Annotated in this window: 11 protein-coding genes; 8 read left to right on the forward strand and 3 right to left on the reverse strand. The window is 71.1% G+C overall.

All coding sequences use genetic code 11. The features are described from left to right. Positions 1 to 26: 26 nt before the first annotated feature. Positions 27 to 3,689, forward strand: a complete 3,663-nt coding sequence (locus tag ACFRMN_RS18575) for a DEAD/DEAH box helicase family protein (RefSeq protein WP_383020521.1) — start codon at positions 27 to 29, stop codon at positions 3,687 to 3,689. Between the two features lie 219 nt (positions 3,690 to 3,908). Next, positions 3,909 to 4,661, forward strand: a complete 753-nt coding sequence (locus tag ACFRMN_RS18580) for a Crp/Fnr family transcriptional regulator (RefSeq protein ID WP_383020524.1) — start codon at positions 3,909 to 3,911, stop codon at positions 4,659 to 4,661. On the opposite strand, the gene ACFRMN_RS18585 is transcribed toward ACFRMN_RS18580, so the two are convergent. Next, positions 4,641 to 5,195, reverse strand: coding sequence for a Pycsar system effector family protein (locus ACFRMN_RS18585; protein WP_383020527.1), 555 nt, complete (start codon positions 5,193 to 5,195; stop codon positions 4,641 to 4,643). The genes ACFRMN_RS18580 and ACFRMN_RS18585 overlap by 21 nt on opposite strands. Before the next feature lie 286 nt (positions 5,196 to 5,481). Here ACFRMN_RS18585 and ACFRMN_RS18590 point away from each other — a divergent pair, with 286 nt between their 5' ends. The 6 genes from ACFRMN_RS18590 to ACFRMN_RS18615 all read left to right on the forward strand — a co-directional run bounded on the left by ACFRMN_RS18590 (position 5,482) and on the right by ACFRMN_RS18615 (position 13,091). After that, the gene (locus ACFRMN_RS18590) at positions 5,482 to 6,294 is read left to right on the forward strand and encodes a hypothetical protein (RefSeq protein ID WP_383020530.1); all 813 of its coding nucleotides are present in this window, start codon (positions 5,482 to 5,484) and stop codon (positions 6,292 to 6,294) included. 88 nt (positions 6,295 to 6,382) lie between these two features. Further along, positions 6,383 to 8,635 (forward strand): hypothetical protein, encoded by a 2,253-nt coding sequence (locus tag ACFRMN_RS18595; RefSeq protein WP_383020533.1) that lies wholly within the window; start codon positions 6,383 to 6,385, stop codon positions 8,633 to 8,635. Beyond that, positions 8,632 to 10,398 (forward strand): hypothetical protein, encoded by a 1,767-nt coding sequence (locus tag ACFRMN_RS18600; RefSeq protein WP_383020536.1) that lies wholly within the window; start codon positions 8,632 to 8,634, stop codon positions 10,396 to 10,398. The genes ACFRMN_RS18595 and ACFRMN_RS18600 overlap by 4 nt, the downstream gene beginning before the upstream one ends. Continuing rightward, positions 10,388 to 11,737 (forward strand): DUF4407 domain-containing protein, encoded by a 1,350-nt coding sequence (locus ACFRMN_RS18605; RefSeq protein WP_383020538.1) that lies wholly within the window; start codon positions 10,388 to 10,390, stop codon positions 11,735 to 11,737. The genes ACFRMN_RS18600 and ACFRMN_RS18605 overlap by 11 nt, the downstream gene beginning before the upstream one ends. A 143-nt stretch (positions 11,738 to 11,880) precedes the next feature. Continuing rightward, the gene (locus ACFRMN_RS18610) at positions 11,881 to 12,624 is read left to right on the forward strand and encodes a response regulator transcription factor (RefSeq protein WP_383020541.1); all 744 of its coding nucleotides are present in this window, start codon (positions 11,881 to 11,883) and stop codon (positions 12,622 to 12,624) included. Positions 12,625 to 12,641: 17 nt separating this feature from the next. Then, the gene (locus ACFRMN_RS18615; RefSeq protein ID WP_383020543.1) at positions 12,642 to 13,091 is read left to right on the forward strand and encodes a nitroreductase/quinone reductase family protein; all 450 of its coding nucleotides are present in this window, start codon (positions 12,642 to 12,644) and stop codon (positions 13,089 to 13,091) included. A gap of 157 nt (positions 13,092 to 13,248) precedes the next feature. Here ACFRMN_RS18615 and ACFRMN_RS18620 read toward each other — a convergent pair whose 3' ends face one another. Both ACFRMN_RS18620 and ACFRMN_RS18625 read right to left on the reverse strand, forming a co-directional pair. Continuing rightward, positions 13,249 to 15,033 carry an acetyl/propionyl/methylcrotonyl-CoA carboxylase subunit alpha gene (locus ACFRMN_RS18620; RefSeq protein WP_383020546.1) on the reverse strand — a complete coding sequence of 595 codons (1,785 nt, stop codon included), beginning with the start codon at positions 15,031 to 15,033 and terminating at the stop codon, positions 13,249 to 13,251. 34 nt (positions 15,034 to 15,067) lie between these two features. Next, the gene (locus ACFRMN_RS18625) at positions 15,068 to 15,523 is read right to left on the reverse strand and encodes a hypothetical protein (RefSeq protein ID WP_383020548.1); all 456 of its coding nucleotides are present in this window, start codon (positions 15,521 to 15,523) and stop codon (positions 15,068 to 15,070) included. Between the last annotated feature and the right edge of the window lie 7 nt (positions 15,524 to 15,530).

Below are 15,530 nucleotides of genomic sequence, written 5' to 3' on the forward strand. Positions count from 1 at the left end.
AGGGGAGAGGGGCGCGGCAAGCGACCATGCGCAGCAACGCGAACAATGAGAACCCGGGCAACGGCAACGGCAGCGGCAGCGGCAGTGATGGGAGAGGGCAGCCGGGGCCCACGCCCCCCAAGCCCCACGACCCCCGCCAGGGTCGCCCGGCCGGTCAGCCCGCACCCACCGCCCCCGCCTCCCGCGACCGTGCCGCCTCCCAGGCAGCCGCCCTCGTCTCCAACTTCGACTTTCTCAAGACCTCGTGGCCCGCCTTCTACCAAGAGGCCCGTCAGGCCGAACGCTTCGCCCACGCCGATCCCCGCGCCTCCTGCTTCTACTCCCGCCGGGCGCTCGAACTCGCCGTCCACTGGATGTACGCCAACGACACGGCCAGCCTCCGCGAGCCGTACCGCAGGGACTTAGCGGCCCACCTCCACGAGGCCGGCTTCAAGCGGCTCGTCGGCCCGGCCGTGGCGGCGAAGATGGACCTGGTGCGCCGCCTCGGCAACGACGCCGTGCACAAGGCCGCGCCCGTCCCGCCCGCCACCGCGCTCTCCGTGCTCCGGGAGGTGTTCCACTCCCTCTACTGGGTGGCCCGCACCTATGCCGCCCGTCCCGAGCTCCGCCCGGCCCCCGCGCTCGACTTCGACACGGCCGCCGTGCCCCGTCCGCTTTCCGCGCAGGCGCGCCTGAAGAAGCAGGCAGAGCTCAAGGCGGAAGCGGAGGCGGATGCCCGCCGCTACAAGCAGCAGGACGAAGAGCTGAAGCAGGCCCTCGCCGAGAACGCCGCCCGCGCCCGCGAGATCGCCGAGCTGCGAGACCGGATCGAGGCCGCCAAGCAGGCCAACACCCAGATCCGGGACACCCACGACTACGACGAGCAGGCCACCCGCGACACGTTCATCGACCTCCTCCTCAAGGAGGCCGGCTGGACCGTCGGCGCCACCGACTGCACCACCGAGCACGCCATCACCGGCATGCCGACCGACTCCGGCGACGGCCGTGCCGACTACGTCCTGTGGAGCGACGACGGCAAGCCCCTCGCCGTCGTCGAAGCCAAGCGCACCCGCCGCGACCCCCGCGACGGCCAGCAGCAGGCCAAGCTCTACGCCGATGCCCTCGAAGCCGCGCACAACCGCCGCCCAGTGATCTTCTTCACCAACGGCTACGAGACCCACATCTGGGACGACGGCCTTCGCTACCCGCCTCGCCAGATCTCCGGCTTCCTCACCAAGGAACAGCTCCTCTGGCGCATCCAGCAGCGCGCACTGCGCCGCTCGCTGTCCACGTACCCCACCGACCTGAATATCGCCGGCCGCCCCTACCAGCTCCGCGCCGTCAAGCGCGTCGGCGAGACCTACGACCGCGAGCGCATGCGCCAAGCCCTCCTCGTCATGGCCACCGGCACAGGCAAGACCCGTACCACCGTCGCCCTGGTCGAGCAGCTCTCCAAAGCCGGCTGGGTTAAGAACGTCCTCTTCCTCGCCGACCGCGAAGCCCTCGTCATCCAGGCGATGAAGGCGTTCAAGGAACACCTGCCGAACACCCCCGTCGCCAGCCTCCTGGACGACAAGAACGCCTCCGCCCGCGTCTTCGTCTCCACGTACCAGACGATGATGAAGCAGATCGACGTCACCGACTCGGCGGGCCGTCGCCGCTTCGGCCCCGGCCACTTCGACCTGATCGTCATCGACGAGGCCCACCGTTCCGTCTACGCCAAGTACGGCGAGATCTTCAACTACTTCGACTCACTCCTGCTGGGCCTCACCGCCACCCCGAAGGACGAGATCGACCGGAACACCTACAAGCTGTTCCAGCTGGAGGACGGCGTCCCCACCGACTCCTACGGTCTGGACGAGGCCGTCGCCGACGGCTACCTCGTGCCGCCGCGTGCCGTGAAGGTGCCCCTGAAGATCATGGAGCACGGCATACGGTACGCGGAGCTCTCCGAGGAGGAGAGGGCCGAGTGGGATGCCAAGGAATGGACCGAGGACGGCCAGGTCCCCGACACCGTCGGGCGTAATGACATCAACAAGTATGTCTTCAACGAGGACACCGTCGACAAGATGCTGGAGGTCCTGGTCACCCGGGGCCACCGTGTCCAGGGCGGCGACCGTCTCGGCAAGACCATCATCTTCGCCAAGAGCAGCGAGCACGCCCGCTTCATAGAGGCGCGCTACAACGCCAACTACCCCCAGGGCGCGGGCCACACGACCCGAGTGATCACGTACAGGGAGACATATCGCCAGAGCCTCATCGAGGACTTCTCCAACCCCGCCAAGGAACCGGACATCGCGATCTCCGTCGACATGCTGGACACCGGCATCGACGTCCCCGAGGTCGTCAACCTGGTCTTCGCCAAGGCTGTCTTCTCCAAGACGAAGTTCTGGCAGATGATCGGCCGCGGCACCCGCCTGCGCCCTGCCCTCTTCGGCCCGGACGAGACCGACCCCGAGTACGCGAAGAAGGATTTCCGGGTCTTCGACTTCTGCGGCAACGTCGACTTCTTCAACAGCGAGATCGCCGGCAGCGAAGGCCGCCAGACGGTCTCCCTCACCGAACGGCTCCTCGCCGTCCAGCTCGATCTTCTGCGTAGCCTGGACCGCCGTATCCAGCCCGACCCCGCCCGCGACGGTGGCCCGGACGACATCGGCACCGAGCACGCCGTCCGTTGGGCCCTCGCCCACCGCCTCAACGGCGTGATCAACGGCATGAGCCCGGACAACTTCCTGGTTCGCCGGCACCGCCGCGCCGTGGAGGTCTATGCCGACTTCACCACCTGGCACCGTATTGACGACGACGCCGAGGCCGAGATCCGCGAGAAGCTGATCAAACTGCCCAGCGCGTACGAACCGGACGCGGACGACCGGCGCGAGGACGCCAAGCGCTTCGACCTCATCGCGTTCCGGCTTCAGCTCGCGGCCCTGGAGGGCGGCAAGGAATACGGCAAGCTCCGCGCGAAGATCACGGAGATCGCCGGCGAACTGCTCGGCATGGTCATCATCCCGGCTGTGGGTGACCAGGCCGCCCTCCTCGACGCCTTGGCCGGCGACGAATGGTGGCAGGACGCGACCCTCCCGATGCTGGAGGACATGCGCCGCAGAGTCCGCGGTCTCGCTGGGCTCGTCGACGCCAAGGCCAAGCGGAAGATCGTCTACACCGACTTCGAGGACGAACTCGGCGAGATCACCGAGGCCGAGCTGCGCGGCCTGCCCGTCGGCACCGACGAGCAGCGCTTCCGCCAGAAGGCCCGTGCCTACCTGCTGCGTCACGATGACCACCCGTCCGTGCGCAGACTCCGTCAGGCCGAGCAGATCACCATCGAGGATCTGGAAGCCTTGGAGGGGGTCTTCCTCACCGAAGGTATCGCCTCACGGGAAGACCTCGACGAGATACGCGAAGGTGCCGGGCTCGGGCTCTTCGTCCGTGGCCTGTGCGGTCTGGACCGGCGGGCCGCACAGCGGGCGTTCGCCGGCTTCATCGGAGAGCGTCAGCTCACGGCCACTCAGATCGACTTCGTCGAGCTGATCATCGATGTAGTGGTCAGACGGGGCTTCCTGGACAGCAAGGACCTGTACGAAGGTCCCTTCCTCGACCGAGCCCCGGGTGGCCCCGACGACCTCTTCGGCGACGAGGAGATCGACGACCTCTTCACCGTCTTCATGAACCTGCGCCGGACCGCTCAGCCCTCGACTTCGGCGGCGTAGGGAGGCTGGGTTTCCTGCAGCGGTCCCCGGTGGCGCCCGGGGCGGCTCCGTCCTGTCGCGGTACCCGGGTGAGTGACGGGGAAGCGGCGCCTCGATTCTGTCGAGTGAGGCCGATGAGGCCGAGAAGCACCGTGTTCCGCGCGGGTGGGCGCATTCGTGGGGACAGCCCCTAGCCTGGGCGGGCGTGGAATGTGCGTGTGGAGAGGCGGAGGGGTGGGCATGGCGCCGGGTGGGGAGTGGGGATGGCCGGGGCGGAGTCTGCTCGGGGTGCTGTCCGCTCCCGTGCGGGCGGAATTGCTGGGGCTGGGGTCGGAGTTGACGCTCGGGTCCGGGGATGTGCTGCTCACCGAGGGCGCCACGGATCGGCATCTGTACGTGATTCTCAGCGGGTTCGCCAAGGTCACCGCGACCGTGGAGAACGGGCAGGAGTCGTTGCTCGCCGTCCGGGTCGGGGGTGACAGTGTGGGGGAGATGGCCGCGCTCGACGGCGCGCCGCGGTCGGCCGGGGTGGTGGCCTGTGGGCCGTTGCGGGCGCGGGTGATCGGGCCCGGGGCCCTGCACGGGCTCATGATGCGGCGGCCCGAGGTGGCGATGGCGCTGACCCGGATCGTGGCCGACCGGCTGCGCTGGGCCAACCGGCGGCGGCTTGAGTTCCGGGGCTATCCGGTCAAGGTGCGCCTCGCCCGGCTTCTGGTGGAGCTCGCCGTGGCGTACGGGCGGCCCGAGCCGGGTGGTGGTCACGTGATCGGCTTCCAGCTCACCCAGCCCGAACTCGCCGCGCTCACCGGCGCCGCGGAGACCACCGTGCACAAGGGGTTGCGCGAGCTGCGGGACGAGGGGCTGCTCGGCACCGGATACCGGACGACCACCGTGCACGACCTCGCCCGGCTCGCCCGGGTGGCCGAACTCGCCGAGCCCATGGTGCCGCCCGCCCCGCGCCGGCCCCGGAGGTCAGCCGAGGAGCGGCCGTAGCAGCAGACAGAGCCCGGCGGTGGTTCCCATCACCGCGGTGCACACCACGGCGGCCGTCACACAGCGGTACTTCCGCAGGGCCACGTCGGAGAGGAAGCGGATCATCGCTCGCAGCTGCCGTTCGTCCTCGGCGTACGGCGTGGGTACGGGAGTGGTGAGCGGCGGCGGGTCCGAGGCGGCGGCCAGCCGGACGAAGCTGTAGTCATTGGGGCCGGTGGGCCGCCAGACGCGGGGCCGGAGTGCCAGAGCGAGCGAGGCCGCGCCGCCGAAGAGGCCGCAGGCGAAGAGGATCAGCAGCCCGCCCGCCAGCCAGCCGAGCGGGCCGCCGCGCCGCCAGCCGTCGAGCGCCGCCTCGCTCCACGCGCCCGCCGTCCCCACGAGCGCCGCCTGCACGGCGGAGAGGATGCCGGCCTTGGCGTCGGCGTGCTGGTGCGTCGTCTGCAGGACGGGGAGCATCGAGTGCGAGGCGGAGACGAGCGCACCCTCGGAGGGGGCGGGCGCCGCCGTGGTCGCGGTGGGCGGGGCGGATGTCACGGAACCTCCAACGCGGCGGGGACGGACCTCCATTGAGCCTCCGACGCGCTGGGCGGACCAGGCACTTCTACGGGATTGGGCGACTGGGCGAGATCCCGTACTTCCACGGGGTGCGGGTGCCCGGTTCCGGTGTACCACTGGCAGGGCGACCGGCGCTCCACGGGGGTGGGCAACGGTCCGGGAGCAGCATGCCGCATCGCCTTGTACCTGGTAACTCTCTTGATTCGCAAGTGAGTTGGACGTGCGGCATGCTGTCCTTCCCGATGTGATGGATGAGGAGGACGGGATGTCCGTAGGTGCGATGGGCGTGTTCGACAGGCGGCTTCTGCTCGCTGTCGACGCGCGGGGGTACGGGAGCGCGGACACCGCGCGACAGCGCGAGATTCAGACGGTGCTGCCCCGGCTTCTCTCCGAGGCGGCCGAGGCGGCCGGACTCGACCGCGCCTCCTGGGTACGGCAGGCCGCCGGGGACTCCGAGTTCGCCGTGCTCCCGGCCGGTTCCGACGAGCAGGCGCTCGTCGAGCCGTTCATGCGCCGGCTGGACGCCGGGCTGCGCGCCCACAACCGCGACCGGGTGCCCGGCGCGCGGCTCGCGCTGCGCGCCGCCGTGCACTTCGGTCCGGCCTCCGAGGCCCCCAACGGTTTCGTGGGCCCCGGGCCCGTCGAGGTCTCCCGCATCCTGGAGAGCGACCCCCTGCACCGCGCCCTCGCCGAGGCCCCGGACGCCGCGCTCGCCGTCGCGCTGACCGCGCCGGTCTTCACGGAGCTCGTCGCCCAGGGGTACACCAACTTCCGGCCGGATGAGTTCCGCGAGGTCGTCATCGAGAAGAAGGAGTACCGGGGCCGGGCATGGCTGTGGGTGCCGGGGTACGACGTCCACGCTCTGGACCTCAGCGATGTCGACTCCGCTTCCGCCACGGACTCCGCTTCCGGTGCCGCCACGGACTCCGGTTCCGCCACGGGCTCCGCTTCCGGTTCCGGTTCCGCCGCGGGCTCCGGTGAGCCCGCCGCGTCCGCTGCGAGCGGAGGCGACTCCGCCACCAACAACCTGTACGGAACCGTCATCCACGGGAACGTCGTCTTCGGCATCTCCAAGTGAGCGGAGTGGACGGGGAGACGGGGGAGCACACGTGAGGTCCACGGATCGGCCGACGGAGAGTCACGGAAGCGGTGGGGAAGGAGACGGCGTGTCCGGCGAGCCCCGGCAGTTGACCGACGAAGCGAACGGCACCGCCGATCCCCGCCCCGCCCCCGAGTCGCCCGCGGCCCCGTCCACGCCCGCGGCCCCGTCCACGCCCGCGGCCCCGTCCACGCCCACATCCCCGTCCTCCTCCGGAGCGAACGCCGGAGCGAACTCCGGAGCCGGTTCCTCCGACGGCGACTATCACGTCTACAACAACTTCTACGGCCCTCAGTACCACGGCCGCGCCCACTTCGGCATCGCCACCGCCGCCGACCGGTCCGGGCGGGCCCGCGCCACCGGCCTCGTCGAAGGCGACGAGATCGACGCGCTGCTGCGCTCCTACATCCGCCCCGACTGCTTCGACGACGCGGCCCGCGAGCTGGCCCGTACCGGCGTCGTCGTCCTCACCGGCCCCCAGGGAACGGGCAAGCGCTCCGGCGCGGTCGCCCTGCTCCGGGAGACCGTCGGACCCTCCGCCGACTACGTGGTGCTCTCGCCCGACATCGGCCTCGACCAACTCGCGGAGCGCACCTTCGACGCGGGCGTCGGCTATGTCGTACTCGACCGCACCGGGACCGCCGGAGGCGCCGCCGGCGCGTCCTCGGACTTCGACTGGCGCCGGGTGCGCGACCAACTGCGCCGCCACCGCGCCCATCTGGTGATCACCACCGTGCACGGCGTGGCCGGGCGCCCCCCGGAGGCCGTACGCCATCTGCCGTGGCGGCCCCCGCTCCTGGACAAGGTGGTACGGGCCCGGCTGGTCCAGGCCGGTACCCCGCGGGAGACCGTCGACCGGGCCGTAGTCGGCATCCCGCCGCGCTGCCCCATCGCGGTCGTCGCCGACGCGGCGCAGCGGATCGCGGCGGGCGCCGACCCCGACCAGGTGTGGAAGGAGCACAGCGGCAGCGCGCCGCGGGCGGTCCAGGAGTGGTTCGGCGTCGAGGAGGAGCGGAGCCTGCGCGAGATCGCCGAGGTCACCACCCTCGCCTTCGCTCCCGGCATCGGACGGCGCGCCTTCGAATCGGTCCAGGATCTCCTCGAACGGCTCCTCGAACCCGTCTATTTCACACCGGAGACCGCGCCGGCCTCCGCCGACAGCGCGGCCCCTGACACCACGGGGCAGGCCGCCACCCCCGACGGCCAGGATCCGCAGCGCCGCCGCGCCCGCCCGGTGGACCGGCGCCGCTCACTCGCCCGCAACGCCCTGATCACCACCGAGATGCAGATCTATGGCGCGACCACCCGTGAGGTCATGGTCTTCGCCGACGCCGAGCTGCGCCGCTGGGTGCTGCAGGCGCTGTGGCGCGATCACCCCACCGAGTACTGGGACGCGGTCCGCCACTGGCTGGGGGCGGTCGTTGACGCCGACCCCGACCCCGTCCTCCAGCTCTCCATCGCCTCCGGACTCGCGCTGCTCGGGCACATCGCCTTCGACGAGGTCGTGCAGAGCTACCTCGACCCGTGGGCGCGCGGGGAGAGCGGCGAGATCGGGCAGACCCTCGCGGTGTACGTGCTGTGGTACATGTGCCTGGAGGAGACGCAGGCGGCCGCCGCGCTCACGCTGGCCCGTACGTGGGCGCAGTCCACCCACCTCACCCTGCGGCACACCGCGCTCTTCGCCTTCAGCGGCCAGCTCGGCGTCACCTTCCCCACCGACGCGGTGAAGTGGATCTGGGCGGTGCTCCGCAGCGGCGTGCTCGACAAGCGGGAGGAGCGCGAACTCGGGCTCCAGGCGTGGGCCCAGCTGTTCCTGACGCTTGTCGACTGCCAGGAGGACGCCGGCATCGTGCTCGACGCCCTGGCGCACCGGATCAGGAAGGAACAGCGCACCCGGTCCGCCGCCTACTCGGCGACCGGCCTGCTCGTCCTCGAAACCACTCTCTGGGTCTTCACCGCCACCGAGCGGCTGTCGGGCCGCCCCGCCGTCGCACGATACGTCGCTGACCGGCCCAAGGAGGCCGACGTCGTCGCCGAGCTGTGGGCGGCGATCCTCTGCTACCGGCCGCTGCGCCGGAACGCCCTGTCCGCTCTGCTTGTCACGGTCCGTGGCCTGCCCGCCGTGACCTCCGACCCCACCGCGGCGGCCGCGCGACTCGGTCACGCCCTCGCCGCCGCGCTTCCGCAGGTCGAACACCCCTTGCTGACAAGCGAGTTGGGCCGACTCGCGGCCTCCCGTCCCGCTCGCGCCACGGGTCCCGACTGCGTCGCGATCCTGCTGGGCGCCCTGAACCGTGTGAAGGACAGCCACCCACGATGACCACGATCCACCGGACCTATCCCCTGGTCGAGGAGCGCGTGCTCGACCCCGCGCCCCGCTCAGGTCGCCGCTTCTGGAACCAGCCGGCCCGCTCGCACGACGAGCTGCCGCGCGTTGCCGCCCACCAGGTGCTCGTCTACCGCACCGGTGACCAGTACGTCACCGACCACGGCGTCCGCGGGCCCAAGGACGAGGCCGTCCTGAACGCCGGCTCGGTCACCGTTGTCGACTGCCGTACGGCCGTGCCCGTCACGGTCGGCACCGACGTACCGTCCGCCGAGACCGACGGCTTCACCGTCCAGGTCGCCTTCCACTGCACGGTCACCGACCCCGTGGCCGTGGTCCGCGAGGGTGTCACCGACGTGGAGTCCCGGCTGCTCGGCTACTTCCGGGCGCTGCCCGGACTCGCCGACGTCACCCAGGAATGGCCGCTCGAAGCGGGCAAGGAGGTGTCCCGGCGGCTGACCGCCCGCCTGATCTCGTACCTGGAGATGGAACCGCCGCGGATCGCCGGGCTCTCCGTCGCCGACCCGTACCTGACGGTGCTCACCCCGCAGGAGTTCGCCGCCCAGCAGCGCCGTGCCGACGAGGAGCGGCGCGAACGCGAGCAGGACCGCGTGAAGGACGCGGTGCGCCGCGAGCGCGAGCTGATGGAGCACGAGCGCGAGAAGGAACGGGAGCGGATGGATGCCGAGCGCAAGGCGCTTGAGATGCGGCACCAGCAGGAACTCGAAGATCTCAGGCGGGAGTTCACCCACCGGACCGGCGCCGAGGACCAGCACTACACCCAGAACCTCAAGCGCAAGGACAACGAGTTCGAGCGCACCGAGGCGCTCAAGGACATCGACGACTTCGGCACCGACCCGGCCAACACCGACATCCTCGCCCAGCGCAGGGGCGAGATCGCGTACTCCGAGCTGGCCGAGCGACAGCGTGAGACCGACCGGCTGCGGCGCGAGCGGCAGCGCGAGGACGAGGAGCGCCACTGGGAGAACGCCGAACGGCGGCGCCTCGCCGAACGGGAGGACCTCCGCTACAGCCTGGAGCGTGAGGACCGGCACCGGGACGTCGACCGCCAGGATCATCGCGCCGCGCTCGACGCCGCCCGGGAGGAGCAGCGCGAGCAGCGGGCCGCGGACCGCGACGACCGGCTGCGGCAGCGCGCGGAGCAGCGCGAGGACGTGCTGGCCGACCGGGCCGAGCGGCGTCACCGGGCCGACCGGCGCGACAACATCAACCAGGAGCTGGGCCGTCAGATGATCAACCGCGGCCTCCTCGACAACGCGCCGCTCGACGCTCGTGCCTTCGTCGAACGCCTCGGCTCCGGGCAGAGTCTCCTCGACCAGGACCCGCCCGCCGCCGCGCGGGTGGCCGGCGCCGGGGACGCCCCGCAGCTGGAGGAGGGCGACGGCGCGTCGTCCCGGGACCGCTCGGACGAGCGCCGCCGGTCATCCAACGAGGAGGCGTCGTACGAGAAGGGGGAGTACAAGAGGGCGCCGTACGAGAAGGCGCCATACGAGAAGGGGGAGTACGACCCGCGCGACGGCCGGCGTGACGATCCGTACGGGGGTGACCGGTACGGCGAGGGGAACGACCGCGCCGACCGGCCCGCCGCCGACGACGACACCGACCGGGACCGCCACCGCGACCGGGACCTGGACCGCGACGGCGACGGCGACATCGACGCGGCCCGCCCCACGGGCCGCCCCCTGATCGCCGACGACGACCTCGGTGAAGCGGGGAGGGAGGAGCGTGGCCGCTGACACTCCCGTACGCCCGCCCGAGGAGAGTTATGCCGCGTGGGCGGCCGAGACCGGGACCTCCCACCGTCCGCGGAGCAGCCGCGACCCCGCCGCGCTCCTGCGCCGGCTGATCGGTGTCCGTGAGGAGATCCTCGACCGCGAGAGCGCCGAGCGCGCCCGCTACACCTGGTACGGCGCCATCGTCCTCAACACCGCGCTGCTCGGCGGGGCCTCCATGGCCCTGGCGATCGGCACGATCCGCGAGGGCACGCCGGTCGCGGTGGCGATCGTCGTCGGCGTGGTGTGGGCGTGGGTGGTGCTGGCCCTGGACAGCTGGCTGGTCTCCAGCACCCACGGCTACACCGGCGGACGGGCGGTCCGCATGCTGGTGCCCCGGCTGTTCCTCTCCGTGGTGCTCGGGCTCACCATCGCCGAGCCGCTGCTGTTCCAGATCTTCGACCGGGAGATACGCCAGGAGATGGCGGTCACCAGGGAGCGCGACCTCGCCGACTTCCGGGGCGGCCTCACCGCCTGCAACCCCCTCGACGGCAAGGACACGACGAGCCGCGCGGAGTGCGGCGACTTCCAGCTGACGGTGAAGGGCGCGCCGGCCTCGATCAAGGAGGACATCGCCGACAACACCGCCGCCGTCGCCCGCCTCGACCAGCAGATCAAGACCTACAACGACACCCTCGACAAGAAACTGGCCACCGAGCGCCGCGAGTGCGCCAAGGACCGGTGGATCTGGCGAGGCAACGGCTGGGACACCACCGAGACCTGCGAGCGCGCCCGCGACGACACCAGCGCGTACGAGCGGACGAGCAAGGTCGCCGGGTACGAGGTGAAGCGCGCCGAACTCGTCGCCAAGGGCAATGTCCTGTCCGAGCAGCTGGTCAACACGGGCACCGCCTACCGCACGGACGTCAAGAAGGCGATCGACGCCAAGGTCGCCGAGCGGGAGGAGTCGCAGCAGCACGACGGACTGCTGCTGCGCGCCGAGGCCCTGTCCGCGGTGGCCTGGTCCAACGGTTTCGCGCTCTTCATGATGTTCCTGCTGCACGCCGTGCTGCTCCTGGTCGACGCCATGCCGGTGCTCGCCAAGCTGATGAGCGGCCCGTCCGAGTACGACCGCAGGCTCGGCGAGCGGCGCGAGGCCAACAAGCGCATCCACCTGGAGGACCGGGACGTGCAGCGCCAGGTCGCCGCGATCGACCACGAGGTCCGGCGGTACGCGGCCGAGGTATGGGCCGAGGAGGACAAGGCCCGGCTGGGTCAGGCCCGCTACAAGGCGCGCGCCGAGCACGCACGCAGGGTCCGCGAGGAGCTCGACTCCCGTACCGCACGGCTCCTGGGCGAGTGACGCCCGACGGCGGCCGGTTTCACCGGCCGCCCCGGTGCCGGGGGGAGAGGGTTTGCGTTGACACCCCAGTGCTTTCATGTCACGCTGTAGATAGTTCGCTACGTAACTAAAATGTCATCCTTCACCGGCTGGAGGAAGTTACAGTGCCCTTAGAACAGCCTGAACCGCACGGCGAGGAATCCGAGCAGCTCACGATGGTTGTCGTCCTGGGGGGCAACCTTTTCAGCCGGATCGAGGCCGTGTCCGTCATCGGTCACGAAGAGGGCTTCGACGCGGTGGGCTATGCCGCGGATCCGTCCTGTGTGCACCGGATCGTCGCCGAGCGGCGCCCCGGCGTCGTGGCCGTACTGGAGGACGCCGACGCGGAGTCGATCCTCCAGGAACTCGCCACGAGTACGCCCAGGCCGCGCGTGGTCGTCGTCTCGTTGTCGCAGAAGCGCGCCGACAGCGGCACCAGCCGGGCGAGCGTCGGGGGCATGCCCGTCAACCGGATCAACCGCGAGAGCCTGATCCCGGCGATCCGGCTGATCAGATCCGGATGGCGGGTGCGGGCCGGGTACGGGGAGCGGGGGGAGGCCGGCCCGGTGAAACGGCAGGCCGACCCCTGGCGCCGGCTGCACCAGCTGACCGCCCGTGAGGCGGAGGTCGCCGAGCTCATGCTCCGGGGCTGGAGCAACGTGGAGATCGCCGAAGGGCTGGAGCTGAGCGGGGCCACGGTGAAGAGCCATGTGCACAGCCTCATGGGCAAGTTGAACCTCAAGAACCGCATCGACGTGATCACGACGGCCTACCGGGCGGGTCTGGCACGCCCCCGTGAGGCCAGACCCCCGCTGCCGCCCCCGCACCGCCGACAGCACGATCTGACGCCTGTTTCGAGCCCGAAATAAGAGAGATGAGCGAAGCCATGCCCACGTCCACGCGCCCCAAGGTCTCCGCGTTCCAGAAGTTCGGGAACAAGATGATGGCTGTGTTCCACGGGATGGGAATGCCGGTGGGCCCCATGCACCTGCTCCGGGTCAAGGGCCGGGTGTCGGGCCGGGAGTTCACCAACCCCGTGGCCCCCGTGAAGATCGACGGAACCATGTACATCCTCCAGGCGTTCCCGCAGTCCGACTGGGTCAAGAACGTCCGCGCCGCGGGGGAGGGGACCCTCGTCCGCGGCCGCAAGGGCACCGCCGTGCGGCTGATCGAGGTGCCGTCGCAGGAACGGGCGGCGATCGCCCGGGTCTTCCCGACGCAGGTGCCCATGGGCGCCGGGATCTTCGTCAAGAACGGTGTGGTCTCCGACAAGTCGCCCGCCGCCTTCGAGCGGGCCGCGGCCGAGATCCCGATCTTCCGCGTCGTCCCCGTGTGACCGCACGGTCCACGGGCCGCCCGGAAGCAAAAGGCCTGGAAGCAAAAGGCCTGGAAGCAAAAGGCCCGCCCGAAACCACAAGGCCCGCCCGAAACCACAAGGCCCGCCCCCCCGAAGGCGCTTTCCAGGGGGCGGGCCTCGCGTGTGTCCGGTGGTGTCATGCCGCCGAACGGATCTCACACAGGGGCGCGCCCCGGGAAACGCCCGCGCCCGCCGCCACCGCGACCTTGTGCACCACGCCGGTGCGGTGGGCCTTGACGGGCTGTTCCATCTTCATCGCCTCGATGACGAACAGGACGTCGCCCTCGGCGACCTCCGCGCCCTCGCTGACGGCGATCTTCACCACCGTGCCGACCATCGGGCTGGTCAGCGCCGCCGCCCCGGCGGTGGGCGCGACGGACACCGAGCGGGACCTGCGCTGCGTACCCGCCCGGCCGCCGGCCTTGGCGGGCGCCCGCCGCGCGGTCATCAGCGACCCGGGCAGGGCCACTTCCAGCCGGCGCCCGGCCACCTCGACGGTGTACGACAGGCGCTCCGCGGCCGGCTCGGCGGCCTCGTCCGCCTCCTGGCCGCCCTGCCACGGCTCGACGCGGACGGCGGACTCCGACTCCAGCCACCGCGTGTGCACGGCGAAGCCGACCGCGGGGTCGCTCGCCGTGAACTCCGGTGTTTCGAGGAGTACTTGGGCGAGCGGCAGCGTGGTGGGGATGCCCTCGACCTCGAACTCCGCGAGGGCGCGCCGGGCCCTGGCCAGTGCCTGTGGGCGGTCCGCGCCGGTGACGATCAGCTTGGCGAGCATCGAGTCGAAGGCCCCGTCGACGACGGAGCCCTCCACCAGGCCGGTGTCCACCCGGATGCCCGGACCCGTGGGGATACGCCAGCGCGTCACGGTGCCCGGCGTCGGCAGGAAGCCCCGGCCGACGTCCTCACCGTTGACCCGGAACTCGACGGAGTGCCCGCGCCGCGGCGGATCGGTGTACCCCAGTTCCTCGCCCGAGGCGATACGGAACTGCTCCTGGACCAGATCGATCCCGGTGATCTCCTCGGTGACCGGATGCTCCACCTGGAGACGGGTGTTGACCTCCAGGAACGAGAGGGTGCCGTCTTCGCCCAACAGGAACTCGCAGGTGCCCGCTCCCACATAGCCCGCCTCGGCGAGGACGGCCTTCGACGCGGAGCGCAGCGCCTCTTCCTGGGCGGACGTCAGGAAGGGCGCGGGCGCCTCCTCGACGAGCTTCTGGTGCCGGCGCTGCACCGAACAGTCGCGGGTGGAGACCACCACCACATTGCCGTGGCTGTCCGCCAGGCACTGTGTCTCCACGTGCCGGGCCCGGTCGAGGTACTTCTCGATGAAGCAGTCGCCCCGCCCGAAGGCGGCGGCCGCCTCGCGCGAGGCCGATTCGAGGAGTTCGGGGATCTCCTCCAGGGTGCGGACCACCTTGAGACCGCGCCCGCCGCCCCCGCCCACCGCCTTGATGGCCAGCGGAAGCCCGTGCCGCCCGGCGAAGTCGAGGACTTCGGCGGGGCCGGACACCGGCCGGTCGGTGCCCGGCGCCAGCGGGGCGTTCACCCGGCGGGCGATCTCCCGGGCGGCGACCTTGTCACCGAGCCGTTCGATCGCCGACGGGGGCGGACCGATCCAGGTCAGCCCCGCGTCGAGCACGGCCCGCGCGAAGTCCGCGTCCTCGGACAGGAATCCGTAGCCCGGGTGGACGGCGTCCGCGCCCGCCTCGGCCGCCCGGGCCAGCAGCTTCCCGGCGTCGAGATAGGTCTCCGCGGCCGTACTGCCGTGCAGCGCGAACGCCTCGTCGGCGAGCCGGACGTGCGGGGCCTCCCTGTCCTGGTCCGCGTAGACGGCGACGGAGCGCAGTCCCGCGTCCCGGCAGGCGCGGAGGACTCGGACCGCGATCTCGCCCCGGTTGGCTATCAGTACCTTCTGCATACGAGTGCTCCTGTGATGGGTGGCGAGACTCCGCTCAGACGAGGCACGTTCCGACGATCGCCGCGGCGAAGCCCGCCAGGGCGATCCAGGTGCGGTCACGGTTGGAGCGCGCCCAGCGGGTACGGGTCTCGGCCCAGCCCTGTGGAAGCCCCTGTACTGCCCAGGTGTCGATGTGCCGGTTGATCCGCACGTTCGACAGCTCGGAGACGAGCGCGACGCCGATCAGCCCGGCCTCGGCGACGGCGAACGCGGCCTTCGCGTCCCACCCCGGTGCCAGCACGATCAGCACCAGACCGACACCGAGCGCGATCTTGTCGACGGTGGGCATGAGCGGGTCGAACCGGGGATCCAGTGAGCGGTGGATCTGGATGTACCGGTCGCCCGGCAGAGTGGCCAGCATGGGCACCACCGCGATATGGACGGCTACGAGCACCCCCGCCAGGGCACCGCTGAGCAGGACGAGCAACGCGGCCAGGAGGTGGACGAGCATGGGGGAT

The organism is Streptomyces sp. NPDC056835, from assembly GCF_042789485.1.
Lineage (GTDB): Bacteria > Actinomycetota > Actinomycetes > Streptomycetales > Streptomycetaceae > Streptomyces.

Excerpts from the sequence above, each read along its gene's own strand:
- ACFRMN_RS18620 (WP_383020546.1), bottom strand. The coding sequence starts at position 15,033 with ATGCAGAAGGTACTGATAGCCAACCGGGGCGAGATCGCGGTCCGAGTC.
- ACFRMN_RS18575 (WP_383020521.1), top strand. The coding sequence starts at position 27 with ATGCGCAGCAACGCGAACAATGAGAACCCGGGCAACGGCAACGGCAGC.
- ACFRMN_RS18625 (WP_383020548.1), bottom strand. The coding sequence starts at position 15,523 with ATGCTCGTCCACCTCCTGGCCGCGTTGCTCGTCCTGCTCAGCGGTGCC.
- ACFRMN_RS18590 (WP_383020530.1), top strand. The coding sequence starts at position 5,482 with ATGTCCGTAGGTGCGATGGGCGTGTTCGACAGGCGGCTTCTGCTCGCT.
- ACFRMN_RS18580 (WP_383020524.1), top strand. The coding sequence starts at position 3,909 with ATGGCGCCGGGTGGGGAGTGGGGATGGCCGGGGCGGAGTCTGCTCGGG.
- ACFRMN_RS18615 (WP_383020543.1), top strand. The coding sequence starts at position 12,642 with ATGCCCACGTCCACGCGCCCCAAGGTCTCCGCGTTCCAGAAGTTCGGG.
- ACFRMN_RS18600 (WP_383020536.1), top strand. The coding sequence starts at position 8,632 with ATGACCACGATCCACCGGACCTATCCCCTGGTCGAGGAGCGCGTGCTC.